Source organism: Chelatococcus sambhunathii (assembly GCF_001418005.1).
Classification (GTDB): Bacteria; Pseudomonadota; Alphaproteobacteria; order Rhizobiales; family Beijerinckiaceae; genus Chelatococcus_A; species Chelatococcus_A sambhunathii.
Genome location: NZ_LIOL01000005.1, coordinates 165,098 through 181,093, shown reverse-complemented (window position 1 = coordinate 181,093; position 15,996 = coordinate 165,098). Strand labels below are relative to the sequence as shown.

20 protein-coding genes are annotated in these 15,996 nt (G+C 69.4%); 7 read left to right on the top strand and 13 right to left on the bottom strand.

Annotated elements, in window-relative coordinates; translation table 11 throughout:
* Positions 1 to 99: 99 nt before the first annotated feature.
* The 9 genes from rimI to hslV all read right to left on the bottom strand — a co-directional run bounded on the left by rimI (position 100) and on the right by hslV (position 7,758).
* Positions 100 to 600 carry a ribosomal protein S18-alanine N-acetyltransferase gene (rimI, locus tag ASC46_RS11915; protein ID WP_055459524.1) on the bottom strand — a complete coding sequence of 167 codons (501 nt, stop codon included), beginning with the start codon at positions 598 to 600 and terminating at the stop codon, positions 100 to 102.
* Between the two features lie 24 nt (positions 601 to 624).
* Positions 625 to 1,302 (bottom strand): tRNA (adenosine(37)-N6)-threonylcarbamoyltransferase complex dimerization subunit type 1 TsaB, encoded by a 678-nt coding sequence (tsaB, locus tag ASC46_RS11910; RefSeq protein ID WP_019403607.1) that lies wholly within the window; start codon positions 1,300 to 1,302, stop codon positions 625 to 627.
* Positions 1,303 to 1,397: 95 nt separating this feature from the next.
* Positions 1,398 to 1,958 carry a NifU family protein gene (locus ASC46_RS11905; protein ID WP_055459523.1) on the bottom strand — a complete coding sequence of 187 codons (561 nt, stop codon included), beginning with the start codon at positions 1,956 to 1,958 and terminating at the stop codon, positions 1,398 to 1,400.
* Between the two features lie 145 nt (positions 1,959 to 2,103).
* Positions 2,104 to 2,601 carry a universal stress protein gene (locus ASC46_RS11900; protein WP_055459522.1) on the bottom strand — a complete coding sequence of 166 codons (498 nt, stop codon included), beginning with the start codon at positions 2,599 to 2,601 and terminating at the stop codon, positions 2,104 to 2,106.
* Between the two features lie 59 nt (positions 2,602 to 2,660).
* Positions 2,661 to 3,710, bottom strand: coding sequence for a tryptophan--tRNA ligase (gene trpS / locus ASC46_RS11895; RefSeq protein ID WP_055459521.1), 1,050 nt, complete (start codon positions 3,708 to 3,710; stop codon positions 2,661 to 2,663).
* Between the two features lie 71 nt (positions 3,711 to 3,781).
* On the bottom strand, positions 3,782 to 5,332 hold the full coding sequence (gene murJ / locus ASC46_RS11890; RefSeq protein WP_055459520.1) for a murein biosynthesis integral membrane protein MurJ: 1,551 nt from the start codon (positions 5,330 to 5,332) through the stop codon (positions 3,782 to 3,784).
* 39 nt (positions 5,333 to 5,371) lie between these two features.
* A complete protein-coding gene (gene hslU / locus ASC46_RS11885; protein ID WP_019403602.1) occupies positions 5,372 to 6,679 on the bottom strand; it encodes an ATP-dependent protease ATPase subunit HslU in 1,308 nt (435 codons plus the stop codon).
* Positions 6,676 to 7,188, bottom strand: a complete 513-nt coding sequence (locus ASC46_RS11880) for a GNAT family N-acetyltransferase (RefSeq protein WP_055459519.1) — start codon at positions 7,186 to 7,188, stop codon at positions 6,676 to 6,678. The genes hslU and ASC46_RS11880 overlap by 4 nt, the downstream gene beginning before the upstream one ends.
* A gap of 3 nt (positions 7,189 to 7,191) precedes the next feature.
* Positions 7,192 to 7,758, bottom strand: a complete 567-nt coding sequence (gene hslV / locus ASC46_RS11875; protein ID WP_019403600.1) for an ATP-dependent protease subunit HslV — start codon at positions 7,756 to 7,758, stop codon at positions 7,192 to 7,194.
* Between the two features lie 223 nt (positions 7,759 to 7,981).
* Between hslV and hisB the strand changes: the two genes are divergently transcribed.
* From hisB to coaA, 7 genes are read left to right on the top strand one after another with little or no spacing between them, the layout of a single operon-like run.
* Positions 7,982 to 8,569, top strand: coding sequence for an imidazoleglycerol-phosphate dehydratase HisB (hisB, locus tag ASC46_RS11870; RefSeq protein WP_055459518.1), 588 nt, complete (start codon positions 7,982 to 7,984; stop codon positions 8,567 to 8,569).
* An 8-nt stretch (positions 8,570 to 8,577) separates the two neighbouring features.
* A complete protein-coding gene (locus tag ASC46_RS11865; RefSeq protein WP_055459517.1) occupies positions 8,578 to 9,072 on the top strand; it encodes a DUF2628 domain-containing protein in 495 nt (164 codons plus the stop codon).
* Entirely contained in the window at positions 9,069 to 9,731 is a 663-nt protein-coding gene (hisH, locus tag ASC46_RS11860; RefSeq protein ID WP_055459516.1) for an imidazole glycerol phosphate synthase subunit HisH, read from the top strand. The genes ASC46_RS11865 and hisH overlap by 4 nt, the downstream gene beginning before the upstream one ends.
* On the top strand, positions 9,719 to 10,468 hold the full coding sequence (hisA, locus tag ASC46_RS11855) for a 1-(5-phosphoribosyl)-5-[(5-phosphoribosylamino)methylideneamino]imidazole-4-carboxamide isomerase (protein WP_210165995.1): 750 nt from the start codon (positions 9,719 to 9,721) through the stop codon (positions 10,466 to 10,468). Before hisH ends, hisA begins: the two co-directional genes overlap by 13 nt.
* Positions 10,468 to 11,232: an imidazole glycerol phosphate synthase subunit HisF gene (gene hisF, locus ASC46_RS11850; RefSeq protein WP_055459515.1), complete on the top strand. Its 765-nt coding sequence runs from the start codon at positions 10,468 to 10,470 to the stop codon at positions 11,230 to 11,232. The genes hisA and hisF overlap by 1 nt, the downstream gene beginning before the upstream one ends.
* 14 nt (positions 11,233 to 11,246) lie before the next feature.
* The gene (locus ASC46_RS11845; protein WP_055459514.1) at positions 11,247 to 11,585 is read left to right on the top strand and encodes a phosphoribosyl-ATP diphosphatase; all 339 of its coding nucleotides are present in this window, start codon (positions 11,247 to 11,249) and stop codon (positions 11,583 to 11,585) included.
* Positions 11,586 to 11,617: 32 nt separating this feature from the next.
* A complete protein-coding gene (coaA, locus tag ASC46_RS11840) occupies positions 11,618 to 12,592 on the top strand; it encodes a type I pantothenate kinase (protein WP_055459646.1) in 975 nt (324 codons plus the stop codon).
* 120 nt (positions 12,593 to 12,712) lie between these two features.
* Here the strand turns inward: coaA and ASC46_RS11835 are convergent, their stop codons facing one another.
* Genes ASC46_RS11835 through mltA form a run of 4 tightly spaced genes read right to left on the bottom strand, consistent with a single transcriptional unit; the run spans position 12,713 to position 15,865 of the window.
* Positions 12,713 to 13,717, bottom strand: a complete 1,005-nt coding sequence (locus tag ASC46_RS11835) for an adenosine kinase (RefSeq protein ID WP_055459513.1) — start codon at positions 13,715 to 13,717, stop codon at positions 12,713 to 12,715.
* A gap of 59 nt (positions 13,718 to 13,776) precedes the next feature.
* Entirely contained in the window at positions 13,777 to 14,157 is a 381-nt protein-coding gene (locus ASC46_RS11830; RefSeq protein WP_055459512.1) for a helix-turn-helix domain-containing protein, read from the bottom strand.
* Positions 14,154 to 14,744 (bottom strand): Smr/MutS family protein, encoded by a 591-nt coding sequence (locus ASC46_RS11825; protein WP_055459511.1) that lies wholly within the window; start codon positions 14,742 to 14,744, stop codon positions 14,154 to 14,156. The genes ASC46_RS11830 and ASC46_RS11825 overlap by 4 nt, the downstream gene beginning before the upstream one ends.
* A complete protein-coding gene (gene mltA / locus ASC46_RS11820; protein WP_072249492.1) occupies positions 14,741 to 15,865 on the bottom strand; it encodes a murein transglycosylase A in 1,125 nt (374 codons plus the stop codon). Before mltA ends, ASC46_RS11825 begins: the two co-directional genes overlap by 4 nt.
* Positions 15,866 to 15,996: the final 131 nt, after the last annotated feature.

Sequence of the window (15,996 nt, the reverse complement as noted above, 5' to 3'; positions counted from 1 at the left end):
CTGCGCTTCACCCCCGCCAAACGGCCCGCCTCCCTTTCCTGATCATCCCGCTCTTATAGGAAGCCGGAAGACGCGCGTCCATGCCGGCCGGACTACGGCTCACGGCAGGTCGCGCGCCATGACGAGGGCCGTCGCCGTGCTGCCGTCCCCCTTGCGATAATAGCCGTCGCGCCGGCCGACCTCCTCGAAACCGAAGCGCCGATAGAGCGCCAGTGCCGGACCATTCTCGGCCTCGACCTCGAGGAAGATGCGCCGAGCGCCGCGCCCAGCGAGCGAGCCGAGGTGATGGGCGAGGAGATGGCGGGCAAGCCCCCGGCCCCGCCGCGCCTCGGCGACGGCGATGGTCAGGATCTCCGCGTCGTCGGCGGCCACGCGCGACAGAGCAAAGCCGTCGAGGGCCCGGCTGTCCGCCGCAAGGACGCCCTCCGCCACGTTGCTGCCTGCGGCGATGAGCCGTTCGAACTCGCTCGCCTCCCAGCCGCGGGCAAAGGAGGTGGCGTGGATCGCCGCGACCGCGGCCGCGTCGGCAGGCGACAGTGGCCTGACGAAGGCTGCGGGAAAGGAGGATGAAGCACGGCCCAGCCAGCGGTCGAGAATCATGGCGCGCCGATTATCACCGATGGCTCAACGCCGGGGAATGCGCATGTGTTCCTGCGGCTTGGCATCGGGGGCGCGCAGGTAGACGGGCTTGGGCAAGGCCGTCGCCGGGTCGGCGGCCATGCCGAGCCGCGCCACCCAGGCGATGTGCGGCGCGATCTCGGCATCGGCGATCTTGGCGTCGACACCCAGATTGCGCAACTCGTGACCGAGGATCGCCGCGCCGGAGCCGGCGATGGTCATGGGGCCCGAGCCGATGACGCGGGCAGCATCGCGCACCGAGACATGACGGGCCGGGACGATGGTGCGCCCGCCGGCAGCGATGCACTGGAAGTAGAGATGGCCATGGCGCGCATCGATGGCCGCAGCGTTGAGGCGGTTGCCGCCAGCCGCGACCAGCGGCGCGAGGAAGGCCGACAAGGTGGTGACACCGACGACCGGGACGCCGGCGGCAAGGCCGATGGCCCGGGCCGCCGAGATGCCGACACGCAGGCCCGTGAAGCTGCCGGGGCCCACGGTGACCGCGACCCGATCGAGCGTTTCGAAGCCGCCCGGCACGGCCGCCATGACGCGCTCGACGAGCGGCAGCAGTGCCTCGGCATGGCCGCGCGCCAGCACCATGGTTTCTTCTGCAAGGACGGTGCTGCCGTCGAGAACGCAGGCGGAACAGGCGCCGAGCGCCGTGTCGATGCCGAGAACGCGCAAACTGAAGTCTCCCTCGCTGGCACGTCCTCTAGATCGCCGCGCGCGGCGCTGGCAACCGTTTTTAGTGGTCGGGCCCCGAGCTTGGCCTCAAGCCTTCACACGGCCTCGACCTCGCGCACGTCGGGCAGGAAGTGCTGCAGGAGATTCTGGATGCCGTGCTTGAGCGTCGCCGTCGAGGAGGGGCAGCCCGAGCAGGAGCCTTTCATCGCGAGATAGACCACGCCGTTGCGATAGCCGCGGAAGGTGATGTCGCCGCCGTCGCCTGCCACAGCAGGGCGCACGCGCGTCTCGAGCAGTTCCTTGATGGTCTCGACGGTGGCGGCATCCTCCTCGGCGAAGAACTCGTCCGCCTCGTCCGTATCGACGCCGGCATCCTCGCGCAGGAGCGGCGCGCCCGACATGAAATGCTCCATGATGGCGCCGAGGATGGCCGGCTTCAGGTGCTGCCACTCGCCGCCCGTCTTGGTCACTGTGATGAAGTCGTGGCCGAAGAAGACGGCAGCCACGCCATCGATGGCGAACAGTCGCTCGGCCAGCGGCGAGCGCGAGGCGTCCTCGCCCGAGCGCAGGTCGAGCGTACCCTCGGGCAGGACGGTGCGTCCAGGCAGGAACTTGAGGGTCGCCGGATTCGGCGTGGCTTCGGTCTGGATGAACATTCAGATCTCTCCTCACGCGACCGGGTCAAGAACCGGCGGTGACAATGCAGCGGCTGTTGGCTCATTCCTTAGAACCGTTCCAACAGACAATACACCCTTCAATGTGGCGGTTCTTTTGTCCGGCGCAAGGTTCGGCGCGGGTCGCTCAGGCGAGCGCGTCGATTTCCTCGTCGGTGAGATGGCCCGGCACGATGGCGACGGGGATGGGGAAACTCGCCGCCGCCTTGCCCGCCATCATCGAGACGAGCGGCCCGGGCCCTTCCGAGCCGGTACCCGCAGCAAGCACGAGGAGGGCAATGTCCTCGTCCTCCTCGATATGACGGACGATCTCCTCGGACTTGTTGCCGACGAGGACGACACGCTCGGGCTCGAGGCCGGCGATGTCGCGCACACGGGCGCTCGCCGCGTCGAGGAATTCGTTCGCCTCTTCCACGGCCTCGGCCTGCATGAGCTCGCCCACGCCGAGCCAGTGTTGGTATTCCCCCGGCGGAACCACACTAAGCAGCGTTACCGATACGCCGGTGCGCGCCGCCCGGCGGGCGGCGAAATAGATGGCCCGGTCGCACTCGGGCGTGTCGTCCACCACCACCAGGAACTTGGCGCGATGGCCTGCTTCATAGGATCGCCGCCGCTTTCCGGTCATCGACCACCGCCTCGTGTCCGCCGCTTGTGCCCCGATGCTGCCAAGCGGCGCAGCGCGGATCAACTGTTACGCGCGGAACGAATGAAGCCGACGATGTCATAGACGGCATCAAGCGTCTCGCGCGCGATGACGCGCGCCCGCTCCGCCCCCTTGCCGAGCACAGCGTCGATATGGCCGGGATCGGCGACCAGGCGCTTCATCTCGGCGCCGATGGGCCCCATCTTCTCCACGGCAAGGTCGACCAGCGCGCCCTTGAAGGAGGAGAACTGGGCGCCTCCGAACTCGCGCAGCACCTGCGATTTCTCCACACCCTTGAGGGCGGCGAAGATGCCGACGAGATTCGCCGCCTCGGGCCGGCTCTGGAGCCCGGCCTCCTCGCTCGGCAGCGGTTCCGGATCGGTCTTGGCCTTGCGGATTTTCTGGGCGATGGCGTCGGCATCGTCGGTCAGGTTGATGCGCGAATAGTCGGAGGGGTCCGACTTCGACATCTTCTTGGAACCGTCGCGCAGCGACATGATACGCATTGCCGGCCCCTGGATCAGCGGCTCGGTGAGCGGGAAGAAGGCGTCGCCGTGGCCGTTCTCGGCGATGGCCGCGGCATAATCGTTGTTGAACTTCTGAGCGACGTCGCGCGTCAGCTCGAGATGCTGTTTCTGGTCCTCGCCGACAGGCACGTGCGTGGCCCGATAGGCGAGGATGTCGGCAGCCATCAGGGTCGGATAGGCATAGAGCCCGACGGAGGCATTCTCGCGGTCCTTGCCGGCCTTCTCCTTGAACTGCGTCATGCGGTTCAGCCAGCCGATGCGGGCGATGCAGTTGAAGATCCAGGCGAGTTCGGCGTGCTCGGCCACCTGGCTCTGGTTGAACACGATGTGCCGCTCGGCATCGATGCCCGCCGCGAGGAAGGCCGCCGTCACCTCGCGGATCTGCCGGCGCAGTTCCTTCGGATCCTGCGGCACGGTGATGGCGTGCATGTCCACGACGCAATAGATGCAGTCGTATCTTTCCTGCAGCGGCACGAAGCGCGAGATGGCGCCGAGATAATTGCCGAGATGGAGATTGCCCGTCGGCTGTACCCCGGAAAACACCCGTTCCTTGAAAACCGCCATTGCCTGCTCCCCTGACACGAGGCGCGGCCTTATCGCAATGGCGGACGGTTTCCGCAAGATGCGGCGAGCGCTCAATGGCGCAGGAGCCGGCGCGGGTCGACTCGCAAGGCAACGCACAGGACGCCGTAAAGCGCGAGGCCGGCGAGGCAGATGGCGGCAAGGAGAGCAAGGCTCACGAGACCGTTCCGACCGGGCGTCAGGCTGCCCGCCCCCCATGCCGCGAGTCCGGCCACCGCCACCCCCATGACGACACTCGCCAGCCCGAGCCTCAGGATGCGTCCGGCGTCGAGGGCCGCTGCAGCCTGTCGCACGGCGGGGGAGAGAAGGAGTAGTGCCGCATTCGCGATGAGTCCGGCAGACATCGCGAGCGCGACGCCGGTGGCGCCGGACAGACCTTTCAGGATCAAGCCTGCCAGAAGGGTGGCAGCGATACTGCCGAGCGTCGCCATGACCGGCACGCGCATGTCGCCCTCGGCAAAGGCCGCCTGCATGAAGACGCGCGCCAGCGCTGCCGCCGGCAGGCCGACGGCAAGTGCTTTCAAGGCAATGGCGGTCATGGCCGCGTCGTGTGCGGAAAAGGCGCCGCGGACGAACAGCACCGCTGCCATCGGCTCGGCGAGCACGAGGAAGGCGGCAGCAGCCGGCAGGGACAGGGCGAGCGCCGCCTCGCCGGCACGGGCGGCCACGGCATGCCGCGCGTCTGCGCCGGCCGCGCGGGCGGCGATCTCGGGCAGGACGACCATGCCTGCCGCGAGCGACACAAAGGAGAGCGGCAACTGGAACAGCCGCTCTGCATAGTAGAACCAGGACACGGCCGAGGGTATGGCCGAGGCGAGTTGCGTCGCCGCCACCGCCATGAGCTGCGGCGCGGCACTGGCCATGAGGGCCGGGCCACCCAGGGCGAAGAGCCGCCGCATGTCGGGACTCCAGTGCGGCCGGGCAAGACCCGGCCATACCCCGCGGCTGGCCGCCATCGCGGCGACGAGTTGTAGAAGCCCGGAGAGGCCGACGCCGAGCGCGAGCCAGGTCGCCGCGGACCGCTCGTCAAGGGCAAGACCCGAAAGGATGGCCAGGAAGGCGAGGAGCACGACATTGGCCGCGAGCGCGATCGCGGCGACAGCCGAGAAGCGCCGCTCAGCCGACAGGAAGGCCGTCAGCAGCGCGGCGATGAGCGAAAAGCCGATGAAGGGCGCGGAAAGCCGCAGGTAGGACGCGGCCAGCGGCAGGCGCTCGTCCCCGCCGGCATAGCCCGCCGCCAGCGTCAGGACGACGAGCGGGGCGAGCAGAGTGACGAGCGCGACGATCCCGAAGCCGAGAAGGGCTGTCGCAGCGATCGATTCGGCCGCGAAACGTCTCGCGGCGACTGGACTTCGCTCCGCGCCGATGCGCAGGAGGAGGGGCACGAAGGCGCCGTTCAGCCCGCCGTCGGCGAGGACGCGGCGCACGAGATTGGGCAGGCGGAAGGCAACGAGGAAGGCATCGGCCACCGGGCCGGCGCCGATGACGGCGGCGATGGCGACGTCGCGAACGAAGCCGAGGATGCGCGAGCCGGCCGCGCCGAGCCCGACGAGAAGCCCCGCGCGGGGCAGCGGGGAGGCCGTTTCGGCCGCGGGCGCGCTCACCGCCGCTGCCCGCGACAAATCGATTCGGCGCCGGACCGATCAGAGGATGAAGCGGCTGAGGTCGGCATTCTGGGCGAGTTCCCCGACCTCGCGTCGCACGTAGTCGCCATCGACCGTCACCGTCTCGCCGCCGCGATCGGGCGCCGTGAACGAGATTTCGTCGAGTACGCGCTCGATAACGGTCTGCAGCCGGCGGGCGCCGATGTTCTCGACGGTGCGGTTGACCTCGACGGCGATATGGGCGAGCGCGTCGATGGCGTCGTCGGTGAAGGCGAGCGTCACGCCCTCCGTCGCCATCATGGCGACCGCCTGCTTGACGAGGCTCGCCTCCGTCTCCGTCAGGATGCGGCGGAAGTCGGCCTCGTCGAGCGACGACAGTTCGACGCGGATGGGCAGGCGGCCCTGCAGCTCGGGCAGCAGGTCCGAAGGCTTCGCCACATGGAAGGCGCCGGAGGCGATGAAGAGGATGTGGTCGGTCTTCACCGCCCCGTGCTTGGTCGAGACCGTGGTACCCTCGATGAGCGGCAGGAGGTCGCGCTGCACGCCCTCGCGCGAGACGTCGGCCCCGCCGCGGCCCTCGCGGGCGCAGATCTTGTCGATCTCGTCGAGGAAGACGATGCCGTTGTTCTCGACCTCGCGGATGGCCTCCTGCACGATCTGGTCCTGGTCGATGAGCTTGTCGCTCTCCTCCGCCACCAGCGGCTCGTAGGCGTCGCGCACGCTCATGCGGCGCGGCTTGGCGCGCGTCCCGAAGCCCTTGCCGAAGATGTCGCCGAGCGAGATGGCGCCGACTGAGGCGCCGGGCATGCCGGGCAATTCGAACATGGGCAGCCCGCTCGCCTGCGTCTGCAGCTCGACCTCGACCTCCTTGTCGTCGAGTTCGCCGGCGCGCAGCTTGCGGCGGAAGGAATCGCGCGTCGCCTGGCTCGCGGTGGCGCCGACGAGCGCATCGAGCACCCGCTCCTCGGCGGCGAGCTGGGCCTTCGCCTCCACGTCCTTGCGCCGCGCCTCCTTGACGAGGGAGATGCCGACCTCGAGGAGGTCGCGCACGATCTGCTCGACGTCGCGGCCGACATAGCCGACCTCGGTGAACTTCGTCGCCTCGACCTTGAGGAAAGGCGCATTGGCGAGCCGCGCGAGACGGCGGGAGATCTCCGTCTTGCCGCAGCCGGTCGGGCCGATCATGAGGATGTTCTTGGGCAGGACTTCCTCGCGCAGCGGCCCCTCGAGCTGCTGGCGCCGCCAGCGGTTGCGCAGGGCGATGGCGACGGCGCGCTTGGCCTCCTTCTGCCCGACGATGTAGCGGTCGAGCTCGGAAACGATCTCGCGGGGGGAGAAGTTGGTCATTGCTGTCCTCGTTGCGCCGCACCGTCGCGCACCATGAGAAGCACGCGGCCGAAGGGCGTATCTCTTTCCTCGAGCGGCCGGAAGCCGGCCTTTTCATAGGCCCGGATGGCCCGGGCGTTCGTTGGATTCGGATCCGTCACGATCCGCGGCACGCCTGCCCTCTCCAGCATCTCGCAGAAGCTGCGGATGAAGGCCGTGCCGTGGCCGAGGCCCACCATGTCGGCCTCGCCGATGAACTGGTCGATGCCGCGCGCCCCCGCCGGCTGGTCGGCATAGGGGTGGTCCGGCTCGGCATGCACCACGTAGCTCTGGAGGAAGCCGATCGGCCGCCCGGCATGGGCGACGATGAAGGCCTCCATGGCCGGGTCGGCCAGATCGGACCGGATGCCTTCGAGCTCGCTCTCGACCTCGCCCCACCAGGCCGCGACATGCGGCGTCGCGATCCAGCGTCCGAGGAGGCCGAGATCCGCCTCCGTCACCGGCTCAAAGGAGTAGGGGGACGCGGACATGCCTCAGGCGTTCTCCAGGGTCTCGATGACGAGGTTGCCGTTGGTGTAGACGCAGATGTCCGCAGCGATGGCGAGCGAGCGGCGCACGATGTCCTCGGCATCGTGGGTGCTGTCGGCGAGCGCCCGTGCCGCCGCGAGCGCATAATTGCCGCCGGAGCCGATCGCCATGATGGAGGTGCCGTGGATCGCCTCCGGCTCCAGCACGTCGCCGGTGCCCGAGAGGAGGAGGCCGATGTTCTTGTCGGCCACCAGCATCATCGCCTCGAGGCGGCGCAGGTAGCGGTCGGTGCGCCAGTCCTTGGCGAGCTCGACGCAGGCGCGCATGAGCTGGCCGGGGAACTGGTCGAGCTTGGCCTCCAGCCGCTCGAACAGCGTGAAGGCGTCCGCCGTCGCGCCGGCGAAGCCGCCGATGACCGCGCCCTTGGCGAGGCGGCGCACCTTGCGGGCGTTGCCCTTGATCACCGTCTGGCCGAGGCTCACCTGGCCGTCGCCGCCGATCACGGTGCGCCCGTCCTTACGGACCATGAGGATGGTCGTCGCGTGAAACTGCCCGTCCGCCGCTGTCTGCATCAAGCTCACCATTCCCTCGCACCGGTATCCGACCTGCCGGCGACCGGTCGATCATCCTGCAACATCGCCTTCATGTAGGCGTTTTTCGCCCGTCGGCCAACGCCGCCCGCAACAGAAGGGCCGGTGACGGGCGGGCGCGACGAAGCGCAGGGTGGCGCCGGGCGGCGTCGCTTGCTAGAAGGCGCGTGCGCCGCGACAGCGGCTCTGACGGAGATGAGAACCCATGCGCACCGCCAGCGTGTCACGCCGCACGAGCGAGACGGACGTTTCGGTGAAGCTCGCCCTCGACGGCGCGGGCAAGGCCGAGATCGCGACCGGGGTCGGCTTTCTCGACCACATGCTCGATCTCCTGGCCCGCCATGCGCTCTTCGACCTCACCGTCTCCGTCACCGGCGACACGCATATCGACGACCACCACACGGTGGAGGACAGCGCCATCGCGCTGGGCCAGGCCTTCGTGCAGGCCCTCGGCGACAAGCGCGGCATCGCGCGCTATGCCGACGTCCACCTGCCCATGGACGAGACGCTGACACGCGTCGCGCTCGACATCTCGGGCCGGCCCTTTCTCGTCTTCCGCACGGCCTTTGCCCGCGACAAGATCGGCACCTTCGACACGGAGCTGGTGCGCGAGTGGTTCCAGGCTTTCGCCATGAATGCGGGCATCACATTGCACGTCGAGACGCTCTACGGCGACAACCAGCACCATATTGCGGAGAGCTGCTTCAAGGGCCTCGCCCGCGCGCTGCGCCGCGCCGTGGCTCTCGATCCGCGCGAGGAGGGCCGCGTACCCTCGACCAAGGGATCCCTGTAGAGGACGCCATGGCGGTCTATACCCTGCACCTGCCGGCGGGCGCGCAACCGGGCGATGCCCGCGCGCTCGACGAGGCCGTCATCGTCAAGGACGGCATCGCCTGGTGGGCGCTGATCTTCCCGCTCGTCTGGTTCCTCTGGAACCGTCTGTGGCTCGGCGCGCTCGCGGCCCTCGGGGCGTCCGTGCTCGTGGCCGCCGCCGGGCGGGTCTTCAACCTGTCGCAGGGGGTGACGACGCTGCTCGGCATCCTCCTTGCCGTGCTCCTCGCGCTCGAGGCCAATGCCTTCCGGCGCCGGGCGCTGGAACGACGCGGCCTCGCCGCCGTCGACGCGGTCGTCGCCGACGATCTCGAAAGCGCCGAGGTGCGCGCCTTCGCCCGCTGGCTGTCACGGGAAGCGCCGGCGCCGGCCCCGCGCGGCCCCATCGCCGCGCCCGCCATGCCGGCCCCGGCGCGCGAGGCGCCGGTCATCGGCCTCTTCCCCGAAACGGAGCGCCGGCCATGAGCGCAGCGCCGACCATCGCCATCATCGACTACGGCTCCGGCAACCTGCATTCGGCGCACAAGGCCTTCGAGCGCGCGGCCCGCGAGGCCGGCAGCGACGCGCGCGTGAGCGTCACCAGCGACCCCGACGCGGTGCGCCGGGCCGAGCGCATCGTGCTGCCCGGCGTCGGCGCCTTCGCCGACTGCCGCCGCGGGCTCAATGCGGTGCCGGGCATGGTGGAGGCCCTCGAGGAGACGGTGCGCGGCCGCGGCCGGCCCTTCCTCGGCATCTGCGTCGGCATGCAGCTTCTCGCCACGCGCGGCCTCGAATACGAGACGACGCCGGGCCTCGATTGGATCGGCGGCGATGTCGCGGCCATCACGCCGGCCGACACCGCGCTCAAGATCCCGCACATGGGCTGGAACACGCTCGACGTGCGGCGCGCCCATCCGCTCCTCGCCGGGATCCCGACGGGGGCGGACGGCTGGCACGCCTATTTCGTGCATTCCTACGCGCTCACGCCGGCGGATGCCGACGATCTCGTCGCAGTGACCGACTACGGCGGGCCGGTGACGGCGGCCGTCGCCAGCGACAATATCGCCGGCACGCAGTTTCACCCGGAGAAGAGCCAGAAGCTCGGTCTCGCCCTCATCAAGAACTTCATCGGTTGGCGCCCGTGATCCTGTTTCCCGCTATCGATCTCAAGGAAGGCCGGTGCGTGCGCCTCGTCCAGGGCGACATGGACAAGGCCACCGTGTTCAACGACGACCCCGCCGACCAGGCGGCGCGCTTCGCGGAGCAGGGCTTCGAATGGCTGCACGTGGTCGACCTCGACGGGGCCTTCGCCGGCCGGCCGATGAACGCCGCCGCGGTCGACGCCATCCTCGCCCGCATCGCGCTGCCGGTGCAACTCGGCGGCGGCATCCGTGACCTGCGCACCGTCGAGGGCTGGCTCGAGAAGGGCGTCCGCCGCGTCATCATCGGCACCGCGGCCGTGCGCGATCCCGATTTCGTGCGCGAGGCGGCGCGGCGCCATCCGGGCGGCGTCGCCGTCGGCATCGACGCGCGTGACGGGCGCGTCGCCGTCGAGGGCTGGGCCCAGACCTCGGAAATGACGGCGGAGGACCTCGGCCGCCGCTTCGAGGACGCGGGCGTCACGGCCATCATCTATACCGACATCGCTCGCGACGGCATCCTCACGGGCCTCAACATCGAGGCGACGCTGCGCCTCGCCGAGGCGGTGTCGATCCCCGTGATCGCCTCGGGCGGGCTCGCCTCGATCGAGGACGTGCGCCGGCTGCTGCAGCCCGACTGCCAGAAGATCGCCGGCGCCATCAGCGGCCGGGCCCTCTACGACGGGCGTCTCGACCCGGCGGAGGCCATGGCGCTCATCCGCACCAGCCGCGGCGCCGCCTGATGCTCAAGATCCGCGTCATCCCCTGCCTCGACGTCAAGGACGGCCGCGTCGTCAAGGGCGTGAAGTTCCTCGACCTGCGTGATGCCGGCGATCCCGTCGAATGGGCCATCGCCTATGACGCGGCGGGCGCGGACGAACTGTGCTTCCTCGACATCACCGCGAGCCACGAGGATCGCGGCATCCTGCTCGACGTCGTGCAGCGCACGGCGGAGGCCTGCTTCATGCCGCTCACCGTCGGCGGCGGCGTGCGCACGGTGGACGATATCCGGGCACTCCTGCTCGCCGGTGCCGACAAGGTGTCGATCAACACGGCGGCGGTGAAGAATCGCGATTTCGTGAAGGAAGCGGCCGAGAAGTTCGGCGACCAGTGCATCGTCGTGGCCATCGACGCCAAGGCCGTCGGGCCGGGCCGGTGGGAGATCTTCACCCACGGCGGCCGCAATGCGACAGGCATCGAGGCCATCGCCTTTGCGCGCGAGGTGGTCTCGCTCGGGGCCGGCGAGTTGCTCGTCACCTCCATGGACAAGGACGGCACGCGCTCCGGCTATGACCTTGCGCTGATGCGCGCCATTGCCGATGCCGTCTCCGTCCCCGTCATCGCCTCGGGCGGCGTCGGCACGCTCGACGACCTCGTGGCCGGCGTGCGCGAGGGCCATGCGAGCGCGGTGCTCGCGGCCTCGATCTTCCATTTCGGCCAGCACAGCGTCGGCGAGGCCAAGCGCCACATGGCTGCGGCCGGCCTGCCCATGCGCCTCGACACCTGAGCCGGAGGCCAGCCATGAGCGGCACTTTCTCGAGCGGCACTTTTTCTCTCGACGACCTCGCACGGATCGTGGCCGAGCGCGCCAAGGCGAGCCCGGATGAATCCTATACCGCCAGGCTCGTCGCGGACGGCCAAGGGCGGGCGGCCAAGAAGTTCGGCGAAGAGGCCGTCGAGGCGGTGATCGCCGCCGTCGCGGGCGACAAAAAGCAGCTCATCGCCGAGGCGGCCGACGTGCTCTATCATCTGATGGTCGTACTTCATGCCGGCGGCGTGCCGTTGCAGGATGTCATGCAGGAACTGGAGCGCCGCACCGCACAATCGGGCCTTGCGGAGAAGGCGTCCCGGCAGAAGTAGGAATGGCCGGCCCCGCCGGACGGGAGACGCATATGGACAAGCCCGTGCCTGGCCTCGTGCCGCTGGAAGACAACATCTCGCCCTACCGCACCTTCTCGCGCGAGGAATGGGCGAAGCTGCGCGCCGACACGCCGCTGACGCTCACCGCCGAGGAGGTGGTGCGCCTGCAGTCGCTGAACGATCCGATCTCGCTCGCCGAAGTCGCCGCCATCTATCTGCCGCTGTCGCGCCTGCTCTCGCTCTATGTAGCTGCAACGCAAGGGCTTTTCCGGGCGACCCAGCGCTTCCTCCTCGCCGAGGAGGACGGCAAGGTGCCCTATATCATCGGCATCGCCGGCTCGGTGGCCGCGGGCAAGTCGACGACCGCACGCGTGCTGAAGGCGCTTCTGGCGCGCTGGCCGAACACGCCGAAGGTCGACCTCGTGACGACGGACGGCTTCCTCCTGCCGAATGCCGAGCTCACGCGCCTCAACCTCATGGAGCGCAAGGGCTTTCCCGAGAGCTACGACACGCAGGCGCTGCTGCATTTTCTGGCCGACATCAAGGCCGGCAAGCGCAACGTCTCCGCCCCCGTCTATTCGCACCTCGTCTATGACGTCGTGCCCGGCGAGACGGTGACGGTCGACCGGCCGGACATCCTCATCGTCGAGGGCCTCAACGTGCTGCAGCCGGCTCGCATGCCGCGCGACGGCAAGGCCATTCCCTTCGTGTCCGACTATTTCGACTTCTCGATCTATGTCGATGCGGAGGAGGCGCTGCTGCACAGCTGGTACGTGCGGCGCTTCATGCGCCTGCGCGAGACGGCCTTCCGCGACCCGAAGTCCTATTTCCGCAAATATGCCGACGTGACCGAGGAAGAGGCGCTCGCCACCGCCGAGCGGCTCTGGTCGCGCATCAACCTCGTCAACCTGCGCGAGAACATCGTGCCGACGCGCCAGCGTTCCAGCCTCATCCTGCGCAAGGGCGAGGACCATCGCATCGAGGAAGTGGCGCTGCGACGGCTGTGAGCGCCGGGCAAATGACTGCCGGCCGACGGTGTTTCACGTGAATCATGCCGGCACGCTTCTGGTCAAAAGGCATAGATGCCCGCGTCGAGTGCGGGCATCAAGGCCGGATTCGACTGGCCTTCACTCCACCGGCAAGCCGTTGTCGATCGCCATGTCCCTGAGACTCCTCTGCGGGCGGGCGCCGAGGTGCTGGATGACCTCGGCCGCAGCGAGGGCGCCGAGGCGGGCACAGGTGCGGTGGTCGTAGTGGCGGGCGAGGCCGAACAGGAAGCCCGCGGCGAAGAGATCGCCCGCGCCGGTGGTATCGACGAGCCGGTCGATGGGGAAGGCCGGCACCGACGCCGTCTCCTCCCGCTCGACGACGAGGCAGCCCTTTTCCGAGCGGGTGACGACGCCGAGCGCGCCCTCGCGGCGGAAGGCGGCGACGGCCGTGTCGAAATCTGCCGTCTGATAGAGGCTCTTCAATTCGTGCTCGTTTGCGAAGACGATGTCGACCTTGCCATCGCGCACCAGCGCCAGGAACTCGTCCCGGTAGCGGTCGACGCAGAAAGAATCGGACAGGGTGATGGCGACGCGGCCACCGGCGCCGTGGGCAATGTCGGCCGCCTTGACGAAGGCCTCCTTGGCCGCCGGCGGATCCCAGAGATAGCCTTCCAGATAGACGATGCCGGAGGCTTCCACCGTATCGCGGTCGATATCGGCCGGGGTGAGGTTCTGGCAGGCGCCGAGATAGGTGTTCATGGTGCGCTCGCCGTCCGGCGTCACCAGGATCATGCTGCGCGCCGTCGCCGGGCCGTTGGCCGCGGGCGCCGTCGGGAAGTGGATGCCGAGCGCGCGGATGTCGTGCGTGAAGCGCCCGCCGAGCTCGTCCGTCTTCACCTTGCCGATGAAGGCGCCGTGCCCCCCGAAGGAGGCGAGCCCCGCCACCGTGTTCGCCGCGCAGCCACCCGAGATCACCACGGCCGGGCCCATGGCCTCGTACAGGGCTTGCGCCCGCGCCTCGTCGATCAGGATCATCGCGCCCTTGTGCACGCTCTGGCTGACGAGAAAGGCCTCGTCAGTATGGGCGATGATGTCGACGATGGCGTTGCCGATGCCGAGCACGTCGTAGCGATGATGGAACATGGGAGCCTTTCGGGAAGAACCGGGAACCGGCTCCGCTTTGCCCGCTCCTCCGCGGGCGGTCAAGCGGCAGGGCCGGACCTGCGCTTGCGGGCCGCATCGAGAATGGCATCGAGGGAGGCGATCTCCTCCTCGCTCAACTGGGCGATCTCGCCGGCGAGGCGGTTGGCGAAGGCGGTCGCCTGCGGCGACAGGCCGGCGGTGTCGATGACCGAGCGCGGCGCCGAGAGTTCGGCGAGCCGCTGCAATTCGTCCGCCTCGTCCCAGATCACGTTGAAATACTGGATGATGGCCTGCAGCAGCGGCCAACTCGGCCGGCCCCGCTTGCCGTGCTCGAGCGCCGAGAGATAGGCGCTGGAGACGCCGAGCGCATCGGCCATGTCCTTCAACGTCAGCCCGCGCTCGGCCCGCATCGCCCGCACACGCTCGCCGAAGGGCGTCACAGCGTGCCTCCCGCGCTCTTGCGGCGGCGCAGGCGCACGTAGAGGGCGCCGGCGCCCCCATGAGTGCGGCCGGCCTCCTCGAAGCCGAGCACGACGACGCGCAGATCGGGCAGCGACAGCCATTGCGGCACCAGGCGCCGCAGCACGCCGCGCTCGCCGCCGAAAAGATCGGCGGAATGAGCCTCGGTACCGCCCTTGCCGGTGACGACGATGACGAGCTGGCTGCCGCGCGCCTGTTCCCGCAGCAAAAAAGCCCGCAGGGCGGCGTGCGCCTCGCTCTGGCGCAGGCCGTGCAGGTCGATCTTGGCATCGACGGCGCGCGTGCCGCGGTTGAGCGCTTGGCGCAGGCGCCGCTCCAGCGGCGCAAGCGGCAGGGTTTTCGTCTTGAGGCCACGGCCCGTCGTCCCGGTATCGGCGGTGCGCAGGGCCATCGTCGCCGTCGCCGCCTCCTCGGGCGGTGCAGGTGGCGGCTTCGGCGCCTCCGGCGGCGGCAGGGCGCGGCCGGGCAGGGGCTTCACGTCCCTCAGAACGTGGCGCCACAGGGTCAACTCGGCCTCGTCCAGCTCGCGCCGGCGCCGACGGCTCATGGCTTGCGCTCCCGGCCGGCGGGCAGGCTTCCCTTCGGCAGCAGCACGACGAAGGCGGAGGGCGCGTGGCGAACGATGCCGGAAGCTTCGCCGGCCGCGGGCCCGCTGCCGAAGAAAATGTCGGCCCGGGCCGGGCCGCGGATGGCGGTGCCCGTGTCCTGCGCGATGAAGAGACGGCGCAGCGGACGCAGGGCCTCGCTGCCGGGCTCGGGCAATTCCGCCTCCACCCAGACGGGCAGGCCGTAGGGCCAGAGCGTGCGGTCGACGGCGAGGCTGCGGCCGGGAATGAGCTGCGTCATGCCGGCGCCGAGCGGCCCCTCGGCCGGATCGAGCTCGTCCGCCCGGCGGAAGAAGATGTAGGACCGGTTCTCGCGCATCAGACGCCGGCCGGCCTCGGGATTGGCCCTAAGCCAGGCGATGAGGGCCGGCGCCGTCATCTGTTCAGGCGGAATACCGGTCTCGGCGACGACGAGCTTGCCGAGCGACGCATAGGGATGACCGTTGCGGCCGGCATAGGCGACGCGCACGACGTCTTCTGCGCCCGGCCCGATGCGCACCCGCGCCGATCCCTGGACATGGACGAAGAAGGCATCGATCCAGTCGAGATAGACGAGCGGGCGCGCCTGCGCCCCGAGCGCCCCGTCCTCGATGGCGGCACGGTCATGGTAGGGAGCGAGCCCGTCCGGCGTGCGGCGTGCGGCTGTGAATCCGGCGAGATGGGCAGGGACGTCACGGTCGCCAAGAGGCACGAGATCGTCCGGCAGGGCAAGCAGCGGCGTCGCGAAGCTGGCCGATGGTTTCAGCGAACCTTGTACCTCCGGCTCGAAATAGCCGGTGAGAAAACCGTCCCCGGCCTGCGGCACGACACGGTAGGGCACGAAATGAGCCTCGAAGAAGGCTCGCGCCTCGACATCACCAGCCTCAGGCGGCAGGCGCCGGGCCGCGGCGCAGGCCGGTACGAGGCCATCGGCCGGAAAGCCGGTGGCGCGCCGGGCGGCGGCGGTATCGACCATGACGGCGCAGGAGCGACGGAAGGCGGCGAGTGCCATTGCCTGAGCGTCGCTGCGCCAGCCGGTCAGGTCTGCGTAGCTGCGCTCGACAAGGCGCGCGCCAGCGAACACGTTCGGCTCGGCGGCAGCGTCGCACGCCGATGCTGCAAGTGCCGCAAGGATCGGGAGCGATCGCCGGACGATAACGCAAGCGATCCGGGAAGCCACGCGCCTCCCGGACGGAGGAAAACCATTCGCTGCCT